This is a genomic window from Pseudomonas sp. BP01 (assembly GCF_022760795.1).
Classification (GTDB): domain Bacteria; phylum Pseudomonadota; class Gammaproteobacteria; order Pseudomonadales; family Pseudomonadaceae; genus Aquipseudomonas; species Aquipseudomonas putida_Q.
Genome location: NZ_JAFBKA010000010.1, coordinates 12,257 through 26,179 on the forward strand (window position 1 = coordinate 12,257; position 13,923 = coordinate 26,179).

11 protein-coding genes are annotated in these 13,923 nt (G+C 62.8%); 4 read left to right on the top strand and 7 right to left on the bottom strand.

Translation table 11 applies throughout. The annotated features are described in order from the left end of the window. Positions 1-209: 209 nt before the first annotated feature. The 3 genes from JOY50_RS10975 to JOY50_RS10985 form a co-directional block, all read right to left on the bottom strand. Positions 210-1,802, bottom strand: coding sequence for an ABC transporter substrate-binding protein (locus JOY50_RS10975; protein ID WP_132844012.1), 1,593 nt, complete (start codon positions 1,800-1,802; stop codon positions 210-212). A gap of 147 nt (positions 1,803-1,949) precedes the next feature. Then, positions 1,950-3,575 (bottom strand): ABC transporter substrate-binding protein, encoded by a 1,626-nt coding sequence (locus JOY50_RS10980; RefSeq protein WP_243055181.1) that lies wholly within the window; start codon positions 3,573-3,575, stop codon positions 1,950-1,952. A 402-nt stretch (positions 3,576-3,977) separates the two neighbouring features. Continuing rightward, positions 3,978-4,694, bottom strand: a complete 717-nt coding sequence (locus JOY50_RS10985; RefSeq protein ID WP_028614165.1) for an SIMPL domain-containing protein — start codon at positions 4,692-4,694, stop codon at positions 3,978-3,980. 201 nt (positions 4,695-4,895) lie between these two features. Here JOY50_RS10985 and JOY50_RS10990 point away from each other — a divergent pair, with 201 nt between their 5' ends. The 4 genes from JOY50_RS10990 (at position 4,896) to JOY50_RS11005 (ending at position 9,284) form a co-directional block, all read left to right on the top strand. After that, positions 4,896-6,152 (top strand): ATP-binding protein, encoded by a 1,257-nt coding sequence (locus JOY50_RS10990; protein WP_243055182.1) that lies wholly within the window; start codon positions 4,896-4,898, stop codon positions 6,150-6,152. Then, positions 6,152-6,712, top strand: coding sequence for a response regulator transcription factor (locus tag JOY50_RS10995; RefSeq protein WP_003255244.1), 561 nt, complete (start codon positions 6,152-6,154; stop codon positions 6,710-6,712). The genes JOY50_RS10990 and JOY50_RS10995 overlap by 1 nt, the downstream gene beginning before the upstream one ends. Before the next feature lie 214 nt (positions 6,713-6,926). Continuing rightward, positions 6,927-7,868: an AEC family transporter gene (locus JOY50_RS11000; RefSeq protein ID WP_132844007.1), complete on the top strand. Its 942-nt coding sequence runs from the start codon at positions 6,927-6,929 to the stop codon at positions 7,866-7,868. Between the two features lie 54 nt (positions 7,869-7,922). Next, positions 7,923-9,284 (top strand): amino acid permease, encoded by a 1,362-nt coding sequence (locus JOY50_RS11005; RefSeq protein ID WP_132844004.1) that lies wholly within the window; start codon positions 7,923-7,925, stop codon positions 9,282-9,284. Positions 9,285-9,379: 95 nt separating this feature from the next. Here JOY50_RS11005 and JOY50_RS11010 read toward each other — a convergent pair whose 3' ends face one another. The 4 genes from JOY50_RS11010 to gatA all read right to left on the bottom strand — a co-directional run bounded on the left by JOY50_RS11010 (position 9,380) and on the right by gatA (position 13,917). Beyond that, positions 9,380-10,423 carry a calcium/sodium antiporter gene (locus JOY50_RS11010; protein ID WP_132844002.1) on the bottom strand — a complete coding sequence of 348 codons (1,044 nt, stop codon included), beginning with the start codon at positions 10,421-10,423 and terminating at the stop codon, positions 9,380-9,382. Positions 10,424-10,483: 60 nt separating this feature from the next. Then, entirely contained in the window at positions 10,484-10,858 is a 375-nt protein-coding gene (locus JOY50_RS11015; protein WP_019473688.1) for a septal ring lytic transglycosylase RlpA family protein, read from the bottom strand. A gap of 150 nt (positions 10,859-11,008) precedes the next feature. Then, positions 11,009-12,454, bottom strand: coding sequence for an Asp-tRNA(Asn)/Glu-tRNA(Gln) amidotransferase subunit GatB (gatB, locus tag JOY50_RS11020; protein WP_019473689.1), 1,446 nt, complete (start codon positions 12,452-12,454; stop codon positions 11,009-11,011). An 11-nt stretch (positions 12,455-12,465) separates the two neighbouring features. After that, complete coding sequence (gatA, locus tag JOY50_RS11025; RefSeq protein ID WP_019473690.1) at positions 12,466-13,917, bottom strand: Asp-tRNA(Asn)/Glu-tRNA(Gln) amidotransferase subunit GatA; 1,452 nt, start codon at positions 13,915-13,917, stop codon at positions 12,466-12,468. Positions 13,918-13,923 lie beyond the last annotated feature (6 nt).

Here is a 13,923-nt window from a genome sequence, read left to right on the forward strand (position 1 = left end):
TTTTTAGTTATTGCCGGCCTTGTGAGCCGGGTTTTTGCTGCGGTGTTGCCAGAGTTGCCCGGGGTAGCCGGGCTGAATCGGGGAGTCGTGCCACCTGTACCGGCCCTTTCGCGAGCGTGCCCGCTCCCACAGGTTGGGCGCAATGTCCGAACCTGTAGAGATCCTGTGGGAGCGGGCAAGCCCGCGAAGAGGCCGGTACTGGCTAACGCTTAATCAACACTCACACCGGAGAAATCATTGCGCCCAAACGGGCTGACCTTGAACCCGGAAACCTTGACGCTGAGCGGCTGGTTCACCGTGGAATGCGCCACCGGGGTAATCGGCACCTGCTGCTTGAGCCGCTGCTGGGCCTGCTGGTACAGGGCGCTGCGCTGCGCCTGGTCGGTGACCTGCTTGGCCTGCTTGACCAGGCTGTCGTACTGCGGGTCGCACCACAGCGAGTAGTTGTTGCTGCCGATGGCATCGCAGCTGTAGAGGGTGCCCAGCCAGTTGTCCGGGTCGCCGTTGTCGCCGGTCCAGCCAATCAGGGCGATGTCGTGCTCGCCGCTTTTCATACGCTTGAGGTACTCGCCCCATTCGTAACTGACGATGCGCACCTTGAAACCAAGCTTGTTCCAGTCGGCCTGGAGCATTTCGGCCATCAGCTTGGCGTTGGGGTTGTACGGGCGTTGCACCGGCATGGCCCACAGGGTGACTTCGGTGCCCGGTTTGACGCCCGCTTGCTGCAGCAGCTGCCTGGCCTTTTCCGGGTCGTAAGGTGCGTCCTTGAGGCTTTCGTCATAGGACCACTGGGTGGGTGGCATGGCGTTGACTGCCAACTGGCCCGAATCCTGGTACACCGCCTGCAGTATGGCTTTCTTGTTCACCGCCATATCCATCGCCTGGCGCACCTCCAGCCGGTCGAAGGGTGGGTGCTGGGTGTTGTAGGCGATGTAGCCGAGGTTGAAGCCCGGTTGCTGCAGCACCTGCAGCGAACGGTCGGCCTTGAGCGCCGGCAGGTCGGCCGGGCGTGGGTGCAGGGTGACCTGGCATTCGTTGCGGCGCAGCTTCTGGATGCGTACCGAGGGGTCGATGTTGATCGAGAACACCAGGTTGTCGATCTTCACTTCATCCGGTGCCCAGTAATCCTTGTTGCCCTTGTAGCGAATCTGCGAATCCTTCTGGTAACGCTGGAACACGAACGGCCCGGTGCCGATGGGCTGCTGGTTGATGTCGCTCGGCCTTGCGCTGGCCATCAGTTGTTCGGCGTATTCGGCGGAGAGGATGGAAGCGAAGCTCATGGCCAGGTTCTGGATGAACGCGGCATCGACCGTGTTCAGGGTGAATGCCACGGTGAGTGGGTCGATTTTCTCGACGCGGGCGATGTTCTTGTCCAGGCCCATGCTGACGAAATAAGGAAACTCGGTGGGGTAGGCCTGCCGGAACGGGTGGCCCTTGTCGAGCATGCGGTTGAAGGTGAACAGCACGTCGTCGGCATTGAAGTCACGGCCAGGTTTGAACGCCTTGTTGCTGTGAAACTTCACCCCTTCACGCAGGTGGAAGGTGTAGCGCAAGCCATCGTCGGAGACTTCCCAGCGGGTCGCCAGGGCAGGGTGCACGGCAGTACCGCCGCGTTCGAACTCGACCAGGCGGTTGTAGACCGGTTCGGCGGCGTCGTTGTCGGTGGCGCTGGTGTACTGGGCGGTGTCGAAACCGGCGGGGCTGCCTTCGGAGCAGAACACCAGGTTGTTGGCCAGCAGGGCCGGGGACTGGCTGATCAAGCCCAAAGCCAGGAGGGTGGACAGGCGGGTGGTGTGGCGCATGACAAGTCCTTTTTCAGCTGTTTGCGCCGCCTGGGGGTGCGAATGGCGGCAACAGTTCGCCGACCCCGCAGCGGATAGCCGCAGGACGACAGGAAAGGGTGGCAAGGATGGAAGGGCACCCACCGCTCGGCGGGTGCCACGGTCAGGCTACTTGTCCACGCTGACGCCGTAGAAGGCGTTCAGCGCGAATGGGCTGATCTTGAAGTCCTTCACCTTGGCGCTCATTGGCTGGTACACGGTGGAGTGGGCGATCGGGGTGATCGGCACCTGCTCCTTGAGGATGTGCTGCGCCTTTTGATACAGCTCGGTGCGCTTGGCCTGGTCGGAGGTGGCCTTGGCCTGCTTGATCAGGTCGTCATAGGGCTTGTAGCACCACTTGGAGAAGTTGTTGCCGTCGACGGCATCGCAGCCGTAGAGGGTGCCCAGCCAGTTGTCCGGGTCACCATTGTCGCCGCTCCAGCCAATCAGCATGGCGCCCTGTTCGCCGCCCTTGGAGCGTTTGATGTACTCGCCCCATTCATAGCTGACGATCTTCGCCTTGATGCCGATCTTGGCCCAGTCGGACTGGAGCATTTCGGCCATCAGCTTGGCATTGGGGTTGTAAGGGCGTTGCACGGGCATGGCCCACAGGGTGATCTCGGTGCCTTCCTTGATGCCGGCTTCCTTCAGCAGTTGCTTGGCTTTCTCGGGGTCGAAAGCGGCGTCCTTGATGCTGTTGTCATAGGACCATTGCGTTGGCGGCATGCCATTGACTGCCAACTGGCCGGCACCCTGGTAGACCGACTCGATGATCTTCTTCTTGTCCACGGCCATGTCCAGCGCCTGGCGCACTTTCAACTGGGCCATGGGGTTGGGCTCGTTGCTGCCCTTGATCTTGTCCATCACGTTGTAGGCGATGTAGCCGAGGTTGAAGCCGGCTTGCTGGGGCATTTGCAGGTTCTTGTCGGCCTTTAGCGGCTCGATATCGGCCGGGCGCGGGAACAGGGTGACCTGGCACTCGTTCTTCTTCAGCTTTTGCATGCGCACCGAGGCATCGGTGGTGATGGCGAAGATCAGGTTGTCGATCTTCACGTCATCGGGTTGCCAGTAGTCCTTGTTGCCCTTGAAGCGGATCTGCGCGTCCTTCTGGTACTTGCTGAACACGAACGGGCCCGTGCCGATCGGCTTCTGGTTGATATCGGCGGCCTTGCCGTTCTTGAGCAATTGGTCGGCGTATTCGGCGGACTGGATAGACGCGAAGCTCATGGCCAGGTTCTGGATGAACGCGGCGTCGACCTCGTTGAGGGTGAACTTCACCGTGTGCTCGTCGACCTTGTCCACCTTGGCGATGTTCTTGTCCATGCCCATGTCGGTGAAGTACGGGAACTCGGTGGGGTAGGCCTTGCGGAACGGGTTGTCCTTGTCGAGCATGCGGTTGAACGTGAACAGCACGTCGTCGGCGTTGAAGGGGCGGCTGGGCTTGAAGTAGTCGGTGGTATGGAACTTGACCCCTTCGCGCAGGTGGAAGGTGTAGGTCTTGCCGTCGTCGGACACTTCCCATTTGGTCGCCAGGCCCGGGATGACCGCAGTGCCGCCCCGTTCGAACTGGGTCAGGCGGTTGAACACGGTCTCTGCCGAGGCGTCGAAGTCGGTCCCGGTGGTGTACTGCCCCGGGTCGAAACCGGCCGGGCTGCCTTCGGAGCAGAACACCAGGTTGGACGCGGCAAGGGCCGACGGTGCGCCGGTTAGCAAGCCTGCGCCAAGCAGGAACGGAATGACTGCGTGTTTGAGCATGGTGGCCTCATTGTTGTCATTTTTTGGATGAGGTGGCCTCGTGAGCCGACCTGAAGATACTTATGCAGGGGCTGTTCCCAATGCAACAGGTAGAAGGATAGTTGGCGCCGGAAAAGTGGTACGGCCGTACATGAATGTCGCTTCTGTATAACTTTCGACGAAGTCAAACGTTTGCGCGGGCAAAATGATGGAATTTTGCGAGATGTTTCTAGGCGGGGGTAGGCGTAGGGCGCACCTTGGTGGTGCGTAGGAAACGTCTGAAAACGCTGAATTCGGCGCGGTCCCTGTGAAAGCGGGCATGTCGAGGCGTCGAACCGCCGCGAACAGAGGCGAAGCCCGTGCCATCCTTCGCGGTGGCTTCTTCGCGGGCTCGCCCGCTCCCACAGGTGATTCGTGACCTATTTAGGGCATCTGCACTTCGATCAGGCCATCGGCATTCATGCTTACTTCACTGGTGCCTGCCTCGATATCCGGCGCCGGCGCTGCTTCATCTGCCCCCATGGCTTTCATCGCCATCGGCGCGCTGCGCAGGTACGGGCGCGGGTAACCGCTGCTGTTGAGGTTCAGGCTGACCACTTTGTAGCCCTTGCCGCCCAGCGCTTCGGTGGCCAGTTGCGCGCGCGCCTTGAAGGCATCCACCGCATCCTTGAGCAGTGCATCCTCGCTGGCCTTGCGCGTGGCCGGGGCGATGGAGAAGTCCATGCCGCCCATTTTCAGCTCTTGCAGCAGGTCGGCGGTAAGCTGGGACAAGGCCGGGAAGTTGTCGCTTTCCAGGCGCAGCTCGGCGCGCTCGCGCCAGCCGGTGATCTTCTGGCCCTTGCTGTCATACACCGGGTAGCTGTTGCGGCTGCCTTGGCTGATCTTCACGTCCTTGACCTGGCGCGACTGCTGCACGGCCTTGTTCATGGTTTCGGTGATCTGCTTGGCGAGCTTGCCCGGGTCGCTGTTCTGCGCTTCGCTGTACAGGGTCACGACCATCAGGTCGCGCGCCACTTCCTTGCTCACTTCAGCGCGCAGCGATACCTGGTTGTAACGTGGCTCATCGGCAGCCAGCGCCGGCAGGCTGGCGAGCAAGCCGCAGGACAGGATCAGGGCAGCGCCGCGACGTGGGATTTGCATGTGGTACTCCTTGGCAATAAAAGGCGTGGGGTTTGGCCATCCATTCCACGCATGGCCCATCAGACCGGCAACAGTGTAGTGGGTTCAAAAGTGCCATCATGAACCTGTGACAAAGTGTGGCGCTTTGCCGCATCGCTGCAGCGAGGCGCCCGGCTTCGGTATACTCCAGCCGATTTTCTGGAGCACTCATCAGGAGAGCTCATGCTCGCCGCCGTACAACCGTTGTCCGCTACCCGCCAGAACCTTTGGCGCCTGACCGTCATTCGGGTCCTGGTCCTGGCTGCCCAGGCCGGCTCCGTGGGCGTTGCCTACTGGACCGAACTGCTGCCGTTGCCGTGGCTGTCGCTGGCCGGCACCTTGGCGTTGTCCTCGCTGCTGTGTGCCTTCACGGCGCTGCGCTTGCGCCTGTCGCTGCCGGTCACCGAGATGGAGTACGCCCTGCAGCTGGCCTGTGACCTGCTGATCCACAGTGCCTTGCTGTATTACTCCGGCGGCTCGACCAACCCGTTCGTGTCGTATTACCTGGTACCGCTGGCGATTGCCGCGGTGACCTTGCCGTGGCTGTATTCGCTGATTCTTTCGGGTATCGCCCTGACCGCCTACAGCCTGCTGCTGGTGCAGTTCTACCCGCTTGAAGGCCTGCCCATGGCGCGGGACAAGATGCAGGTCTACGGCATGTGGCTGAGCATTGCCCTGGCTGCGGCGGTGATTACCTTCTTTGCCGCACGCATGGCCGAAGAGCTGCGCCGCCAGGAGCAGCTGCGCTCCGAACGGCGTGAAGAAAGCCTGCGCGACGAGCAACTGCTGGCCGTGGCCACCCAGGCCGCCGGTGCCGCCCATGAGCTGGGCACGCCGCTGGCGACCATGAGTGTGCTGATCAATGAAATGCGCCAGGACCACACCGACCCGTTGCTGCAGGAAGACCTGCAGATTCTTCAGGACCAGGTAAAGTTGTGCAAAGAGACCTTGCAGCAGCTGGTGCGCGCCGCCGAAGCCAACCGCCGGCTGGCGATCGTGGAGCAGGATGTGACCGCCTGGCTGGACGAGGCGCTGAACCGTTGGCACCTGATGCGCCCGGAAGCCAGCTACCGCTTCCAGCGGCTGCGCGATGGCAAAGTGCCGCGCCTGACGCCACCACCCGACCTGACCCAAGCACTGCTGAACCTGTTGAACAATGCCGCCGATGCCTGCCCCGATGACCTGGAGGTGCACCTGGACTGGGACGCCCAGGACATCGTCATCAGCATCCGCGACCGTGGCCCTGGCGTACCGCCGGCTATCGCCGAAGCCATCGGCAAACCCTTCATTACCACCAAGGGCAAAGGCTTCGGCCTGGGCCTGTTCTTGAGCAAGGCCAGCGTGACCCGTGCGGGCGGTTCGGTGAAACTCTATAGTCATGAACAGGGTGGCACCCTGACCGAATTGCGCCTGCCCTATGGCAAGCGAGGAGATGAATGATGAGCGAAGAAAACCAGGTCGAAAGCGAAGAGCTGCCGCACCTGCTGTTGGTGGATGACGATGCCACCTTCACCCGGGTCATGGCCCGGGCCATGAGCCGTCGCGGTTTCCGCGTGAGCACCGCCAGTTCTGCCGAAGAAGGCTTGATCCTGGCGCAGCAGGACCTGCCGGACTACGCCACGCTGGACCTGAAGATGGACGGTGACTCCGGCCTTGTGCTGCTGCCCAAGCTGCTGGAGCTGGACCCGGAAATGCGCGTGGTGATCCTGACCGGTTACTCGAGCATTGCCACCGCAGTGGAAGCGGTCAAGCGCGGTGCCTGCAACTACCTGTGCAAGCCGGCTGACGCCGACGACGTGCTGGCCGCGTTGCTGTCCGAACACACCGACCTGGATACCCTGGTGCCGGAAAACCCGATGTCGGTCGACCGCCTGCAGTGGGAACACATCCAGCGCGTGTTGAACGAGCACGAGGGCAACATTTCGGCCACCGCACGGGCGCTGGGCATGCACCGGCGGACCTTGCAGCGCAAGCTGCAGAAGCGCCCGGTCCGGCGCTGATCCCTTTTGCCTGTACCGGCCTCATCGCCGGCAAGCCAGCTCCCACTGGGGCCCCGCAGGTTCCGGTATCTATTCAGTACCTGTGGGAGCTGGCTTGCCGGCGATAGGGCCGGCACTGTCGGAAACGTCTCTTTACCGCACCTGATCCCCGCAACTAACGGCCGTTGGCGTATCATTAGCCACCTAACGGCAACCTCTCCAGGATCGCTTGCGCATGCTTGCCCTTCTTATCCAGACGCTGAACATCACGGCACCTGTCTTCGCCATGCTGTTCATGGGCGTGCTGCTTAAACGCATCCACCTGATCGACGACAATTTCAACCGCGTCGCCTCGCAGCTGGTGTTCAACGTCTGCATGCCTGCGCTGCTGTTCCTCGGTATCTATCACGCCGACCTGGCCGCAGCGGTAAAACCCGGTGTCATCCTCTACTTCATCGTCGCCACCCTGGTTGGCTTCGCCGTCGCCTGGGGCATGGCCATCTGGCGCAGCCCGCTGGCCGACCGGGGCATCTATACCCAGGGTGCGTTCCGCGGCAACAACGGCGTCATCGGCCTGGCCCTGGCTGCAAGCCTGTACGGCGACTACGGTATTTCGCTGGGGGCGGTGCTCGCCGGCCTGGTCATCCTCATGTACAACTCGCTGTCGGCCGTGGTGCTGGCGGTGTACAGCCCGGACCTCAAGTCCGACCCATGGAGCATCTGCAAGAGCATTTTCAGCAACCCGCTGATCATCAGCGTGCTGGTCGCCACACCCATGGCTTACGGCCAGGTGCCGCTACCCAACTGGCTGCTGACTTCGGGTGATTACCTGGCGCAGATGACCCTGCCGCTGGCGTTGATGTGTATTGGCGGCACCCTGTCGCTGGCGGCCTTGCGCGACAGCGGCCGGCTGGCCATCGACGCCAGCCTGGTGAAGATGGTCTGGCTACCGCTGGTTGGCACCCTCGGTGCCTGGCTGTGCGGCTTTCGCGGTGCCGAACTGGGCATCCTGTTCCTGTACATCGGCAGCCCGACTGCAGCAGCCAGTTACGTCATGGCGCGGGCGGCCAACGGCAACCATGAGCTGGCTGCGTCGATCATCGTGATCACCACGTTAATGGCGGCAATCACCACCAATATCGGCATTTTCATCTTGCAGTGGGGCGGATGGATCTAGATCCTTGACTGCAAACAACACAAAAAACAGCCTCACTGAGCTAAAGGACACTTCATGCAAGACCAGAGCACGCCCGAGCAGTTACAGCGCGGGCTGAAGAATCGCCATATCCAGCTGATCGCGCTGGGCGGGGCCATCGGTACCGGCTTGTTCCTGGGTATCGCCCAGACCATCCAGCTGGCCGGCCCCTCCGTATTGCTGGGATATGCCATCGCTGGCCTGATGGCCTTCCTGATCATGCGCCAGCTGGGTGAAATGGTGGTGGAAGAGCCGGTGGCCGGTAGCTTCAGCCACTTTGCCCACCAGTACTGGAGCGAGTTCGCAGGCTTCGTGTCGGGCTGGAACTACTGGGTGGTGTATGTGCTGGTTGGCATGGCCGAGCTGACGGCAGTAGGTATCTACGTGCAGTACTGGTGGCCGGACTTCCCCACCTGGGCCACCGCGGCGATCTTTTTCGTGGTGATCAACCTGATCAACCTGACCCAGGTGAAGGTCTACGGCGAAATGGAATTCTGGTTCGCCCTTATCAAGGTCGTGGCCATCGTCAGCATGATCGGCTTCGGCGCCTGGTTGCTGAGCAGTGGCCATGGTGGCCCGGATGCCAGCGTGGCCAACCTGTGGCAGTACGGCGGCTTCTTCCCTAACGGTGTCAGCGGCCTGGTGATGGCACTGGCGGTGATCATGTTCTCGTTCGGTGGCCTGGAGCTGGTGGGTATCACCGCTGCCGAGGCCGACAACCCGCGGCAGAGCATCCCCAAGGCCACCAACCAGGTGGTTTACCGCATCCTGATCTTCTACATCGGTGCCCTGGCAGTGCTGCTGTCACTGTACCCGTGGCAGAAGGTGGTGCAGGGCGGCAGCCCGTTCGTGATGATTTTCCACGAGCTGGACAGCGACCTGGTGGCGACCATTCTCAATATCGTGGTGCTGACGGCTGCGCTGTCGGTTTACAACAGCTGCGTATACGCCAACAGCCGCATGCTGTTTGGCCTGGCCAGCCAGGGTGACGCACCGCGCCAGCTGCTGAAAGTCAGCCGCAGCGGCGTGCCGCTGACCGCGCTGGGCGTGTCGGCCTTCGCGACCGGGCTGTGCGTGGTGATCAACTACCTGATGCCGGGCGAGGCCTTTGGCTTGCTGATGGCCCTGGCGGTGTCGGCACTGGTGATCAACTGGGCGAGCATCAGCATTACCCACCTGAAGTTCCGAAAGGCCAAGCTGGCGGCCGGGATTACCCCTTTCTACAAGAGCCTGGGGCACCCGCTGACCAACTACCTGTGCCTGGCATTCATCGTGCTGATTCTGGTGGTGATGTACCTGACCCCGCCGATTCGCATCTCGGTGATGCTGATCCCGGCATGGATTGCCGTGCTGTGGGTAGCCTTCAAGCTGAAAAAGGCGCGGCAGGTTCGCCGTTAAATTTGTATCGCCTGTGAGATCAAGCGCCGCGCGGGCGGCGCTCGATCTAAAGTGCGACACAAGGCTTAAGGCATGCGCCAGATGACATGGCCCGATCAATGCTGCCGGCGCCAGGCGCGCACGGTGGTATACAACAGCACCACGGCGAGCACAGGCAGCACATAGAACAGCATCAACCGCTCCAGGCGCCCGGCCAGCGGCATACCCATGGTAAACGCCGCCACGTGCAGCCCGTAGGCCAGGTACAGGCAAAGGAACACCAGGCCTTCGGCGCGGGTGATGCGGTAACCGGAATAGAACACCGGCAGGCTTAGTGCGGCGACACCGAGCATTACCGGGAGGTCGAAGGCCAGGGCGTTTGGCGAGATCGACAGCGGCTCAGGGGTGATCAGCGCGGTCAGGCCCAGCACGGCCAGCAGGTTGAACAGGTTGCTGCCGATGACCGTGCCCACGGCAATTTCCCGTTCACCGCGCAGGGCCGCGATCAATGCAGCGGCGAGCTCTGGCAGGGATGTGCAGATGGCGACGACGGTAAGGCCGATGATGCGCTCGGACAGCCCCAGGTCGGTGGCAACCTCCACGGCGGCCTCCAGCAGCAGGTGCCCCGCCAGGCTCAGCAAGACAAGGCCGGCCAACACCTGCAGCAGCGTGCCTGACCAGAAGCGCCTGGCGCTGGATTTGGCCGTGTCCGGCGCGGGGTAGGTGCGTGCGTAGTGGCGCGACTGGTGCCAGAGCATTACCAGGTAACCGACCAGGCCAAGCAGCAGCAGCCCGCCTTCAACCCGGCCCAGGTAACCGTTGGCGCACAGGGCATAGACCAGGCCGCTGGCGACGATCATAAGCGGAATGTCCAGGCGCACCAGCTGGCGCGACACGCGCAAGGGGATGATCAGCGCGGCAAGGCCGAGAATGACCAGTACGTTGAAGATGTTGCTGCCCACCACGCTGCCGACCGCCACATCCGGCGCGCCCTGATAGGCAGCCTGCAGGCTCACGGTCAGTTGTGGCGCGGTACTGCCGAAGGCCACCAGGCTCAGGCCGATAATCAACGGGCGAACATGAAGGCGTAGTGCCAGGCGCAGCGCTGCGCGCACCAGCAATTCGGCGCCGCCGACCAGCAGCAGCAGGGCAATGCCCAATTGCAGCAGGCTGAAGGTGGGAAGGGTGGCCAGGTCGAAAATGGTCGGACTCCTGTCGCGTCAGTCGCTAAGCCCTTGTACTCGCACGCGCGCTGTTCCGCTACGGAGCATGCCGATTTTTTCTGCTGCGGCGCGAGACAGGTCGATCAGGCGGCCGCGGGTGTGCGGGCCACGGTCGTTGATGCGCACCACCACACTGCGCTGGTTGGCCGTGTTGGTGACCCGTACGCGAGTGCCGAACGGCAGGCTGCGATGGGCGGCGGTAAGGCCGTGCTGGTTGAACGGTTCGCCGCTGGCGGTGCGTTTGCCGTGGTGGCGCGAGCCGTAATAGGAAGCGGTGCCCGTCTGGTCGTAACCGCGCGGGTCGATGTCATGGCTGGCGCAGCCGGCCAGGAAAGAGAAGAGGGCTAGCGTGCCGAGGGATTTTTTTAGCAAGTTCTTGCTCCGGTGCTATTGGGGCCGCTGCGCGGCCCATCGCCGCCAAGCCAGCTCCCACAGGTACCTCATCGCCCTCAAGAGCGGCGCTGTACCTGTGGGAGCTGGCTTGCCGGCGAACGAGGGCTAGGCCCTCGCCGCTTTTTCAGCTCAGCCTTCGAGCTTGGCCTTGAGCAATTGGTTCACCTGCCCCGGGTTGGCCTTGCCTTTGGAAGCCTTCATCGCCTGGCCGACAAAGAAGCCGAACATCTTGCCACGCTTGGCCTCGTCGGCGGCGCGGTACTGTTCGACCTGCTCGGCGTTGGCCGCCAGCATTTCGTCGAGCATCTTGTCGATCGCACCGGTGTCGGTAACCTGCTTCAGGCCTTTGCTTTCGATGATGCTGTCGGCGTCGCCTTCACCGGCAGCCATGGCTTCGAACACGGTCTTGGCGATCTTGCCGCTGATGGTGTTGTCGCGGATGCGCAGCAGCATGCCACCCAGGTGCGCGGCGCTGACCGGTGCCTGGTCTATCTCGATGCCCAGCTTGTTAAGCAGGCTGCCCAGCTCGACCATGACCCAGTTGGCGGCCAGCTTGGCGTCGCCACCGATTTTTACCACTTCCTCGAAGTAGTCTGCCTGTTCGCGGCTGGAAGCCAGCACGTTGGCGTCGTAGGCCGACAGGCCGTACTGGCTCTGGAAGCGTTCGACCTTCTGCGGCGGCAGCTCCGGCAGGCCGGCGCGAATGGTTTCGAGGAAGCTGTCCTCGATCACCACCGGCAGCAGGTCTGGGTCGGGGAAGTAACGGTAGTCGTTGGCTTCCTCCTTGCTGCGCATGGAGCGGGTTTCATCTTTGTTCGGGTCATACAGGCGGGTTTCCTGCACCACCTTGCCGCCGTCTTCGATCAGGTCGATCTGGCGCTGGATTTCGCTGTTGATCGCGCGCTCGATGAAGCGGAACGAGTTGACGTTCTTGATCTCGCAGCGGGTGCCGAATTCGGCCTGGCCTTTCGGGCGGATCGACACGTTGCAGTCGCAGCGCAGCGAGCCTTCGGCCATGTTGCCGTCGCAGATGCCCAGGTAGCGCACCAGCGCGTGGATTGCCTTGACGTAGGCCACGGCTTCCTTGGCACTGCGCATGTCAGGCTCGGAGACGATTTCCAGCAGCGGGGTGCCGGCACGGTTGAGGTCGATGCCGGTGGAGCCGCTGAAGTCTTCGTGCAGGCTTTTGCCGGCGTCTTCTTCCAGGTGCGCGCGGGTTACCCCGATGCGCTTGATGGTGCCGTCTTCCAGGGCGATATCCAGGTGGCCCTTACCGACGATCGGCAGGTCCATCTGGCTGATCTGGTAACCCTTGGGCAGGTCCGGGTAGAAGTAGTTCTTGCGCGCGAACACGTTCCGCTTGCCGATTTCGGCATCGATGGCCAGGCCGAACATGCACGCCATGCGCACGGCTTCCTGGTTCAGCACCGGCAATACGCCGGGCATGCCCAGGTCAACCAGGCTCGCCTGGGTGTTCGGCTCTGAGCCGAAAGTGGTGGCGCTGCCGGAGAAGATCTTCGACTGGGTGGCGAGCTGAGTGTGGATTTCAAGCCCGATCACAACTTCCCATTGCATGTGTGAACTCCTCAGAAGCCGTTGGGGGCGCGGGTGTGCCAGTCGGTCACTTGCTGGTAGCGGTGCGCGACGTTGAGCAGGCGGCCTTCCTGGAAGTACGGCGCCAGCAGCTGTACGCCGACCGGCAGGCCGTCGACGAAGCCGGCCGGCATCGACAGGCCCGGCAGGCCCGCCAGGTTGGCGGTGATGGTGTAGACGTCTTCCAGGTAGGCAGCGACCGGGTCGCTGCTCTTGGCGCCAAGCTTCCAGGCCGGGTTAGGCGTGGTCGGGCCGAGGATCAGGTCGACATCGTTGAAGGCAGCCATGAAGTCGTTCTTGATCAGGCGGCGGATCTGCTGTGCCTTCACGTAGTAGGCGTCGTAGTAGCCGGCCGACAAGGCGTAGGTGCCGACCATGATGCGGCGCTGCACTTCTGTGCCGAAGCCTTCGCCACGGGAACGCTTGTACAGGTCGGTGAGGTCTTTTGGCTCTTCGCAGCGGTAGCCGAAGCGCACGCCGTCGAAACGCGACAGGTTGGAAGAGGCTTCCGCCGGGGCGATCACGTAGTAGGCCGGGATGGCATGCTGCATGTTCGGCAAGCTGATTTCCTTGACCACCGCGCCGAGCTTTTCCAGCTCCTTGACGCTGGCCTGGACCAGGTCGGCGATACGTGGGTCGAGGCCGGCACCGAAGTACTCTTTCGGCAGGCCGATGCGCAGGCCCTGCAGCGAAGCGTTCAGGTTGGCGCTGTAGTCCGGCACCGGCTCTTCGATGCTGGTGGAGTCCTTGGCGTCGAAGCCGGCCATGCCTTGCAGCAGCAGGGCGCAGTCCTCGGCAGTGCGGGCCAGTGGGCCGCCCTGGTCGAGGCTGGAGGCGTAGGCGATCATGCCCCAGCGCGACACGCGACCGTACGTCGGCTTGAGACCGGTGAGGTTGGTCAGTGCCGCCGGCTGGCGGATCGAGCCGCCGGTGTCGGTACCGGTGGTGGCCGGCAGCAGGCGTGCGGCCACGGCAGCAGCCGAACCGCCCGACGAACCGCCTGGAACGTGTTCGAGGTTCCAGGGGTTCTTCACCGCGCCGTAGTGGCTGGATTCGTTGGCCGAACCCATGGCGAACTCGTCCATGTTGGTCTTGCCCAAGGTGACCATGCCAGCTTCAGCCAGCTTGGCGACCACGGTGGCGTCGTACGGTGCCTTGAAGTTGTCGAGCATCTTCGAGCCGCAACTGGTGCGTACGCCGTTGGTGCAGAACAGGTCCTTGTGGGCGATGGGTGCACCCAGCAGCGCGCCGGTTTCGCCTGCGGCGCGACGGGCGTCGGCGGCACGCGCCTGGCCCAGGGCCAGGTCTTCGGTGACGCTGATGAAGCTGTTGATTTGCGGGTCGAGTTGCTTGATGCGCGCCAACAGGGCGCCGGTCAGCTCTTCGGAGGAAAACGACTTGTCGGCGAGTCCGCGGGCGATCTCGGCCAGGGTCAATTGATGCATGGCAGG

Coding starts and splice junctions, on each gene's coding strand:
- JOY50_RS10975 (WP_132844012.1), bottom strand. CDS start 1,802: ATGCGCCACACCACCCGCCTGTCCACCCTCCTGGCTTTGGGCTTGATC.
- JOY50_RS10980 (WP_243055181.1), bottom strand. CDS start 3,575: ATGCTCAAACACGCAGTCATTCCGTTCCTGCTTGGCGCAGGCTTGCTA.
- JOY50_RS10985 (WP_028614165.1), bottom strand. CDS start 4,694: ATGCAAATCCCACGTCGCGGCGCTGCCCTGATCCTGTCCTGCGGCTTG.
- JOY50_RS10990 (WP_243055182.1), top strand. CDS start 4,896: ATGCTCGCCGCCGTACAACCGTTGTCCGCTACCCGCCAGAACCTTTGG.
- JOY50_RS10995 (WP_003255244.1), top strand. CDS start 6,152: ATGAGCGAAGAAAACCAGGTCGAAAGCGAAGAGCTGCCGCACCTGCTG.
- JOY50_RS11000 (WP_132844007.1), top strand. CDS start 6,927: ATGCTTGCCCTTCTTATCCAGACGCTGAACATCACGGCACCTGTCTTC.
- JOY50_RS11005 (WP_132844004.1), top strand. CDS start 7,923: ATGCAAGACCAGAGCACGCCCGAGCAGTTACAGCGCGGGCTGAAGAAT.
- gatB (WP_019473689.1), bottom strand. CDS start 12,454: ATGCAATGGGAAGTTGTGATCGGGCTTGAAATCCACACTCAGCTCGCC.
- gatA (WP_019473690.1), bottom strand. CDS start 13,917: ATGCATCAATTGACCCTGGCCGAGATCGCCCGCGGACTCGCCGACAAG.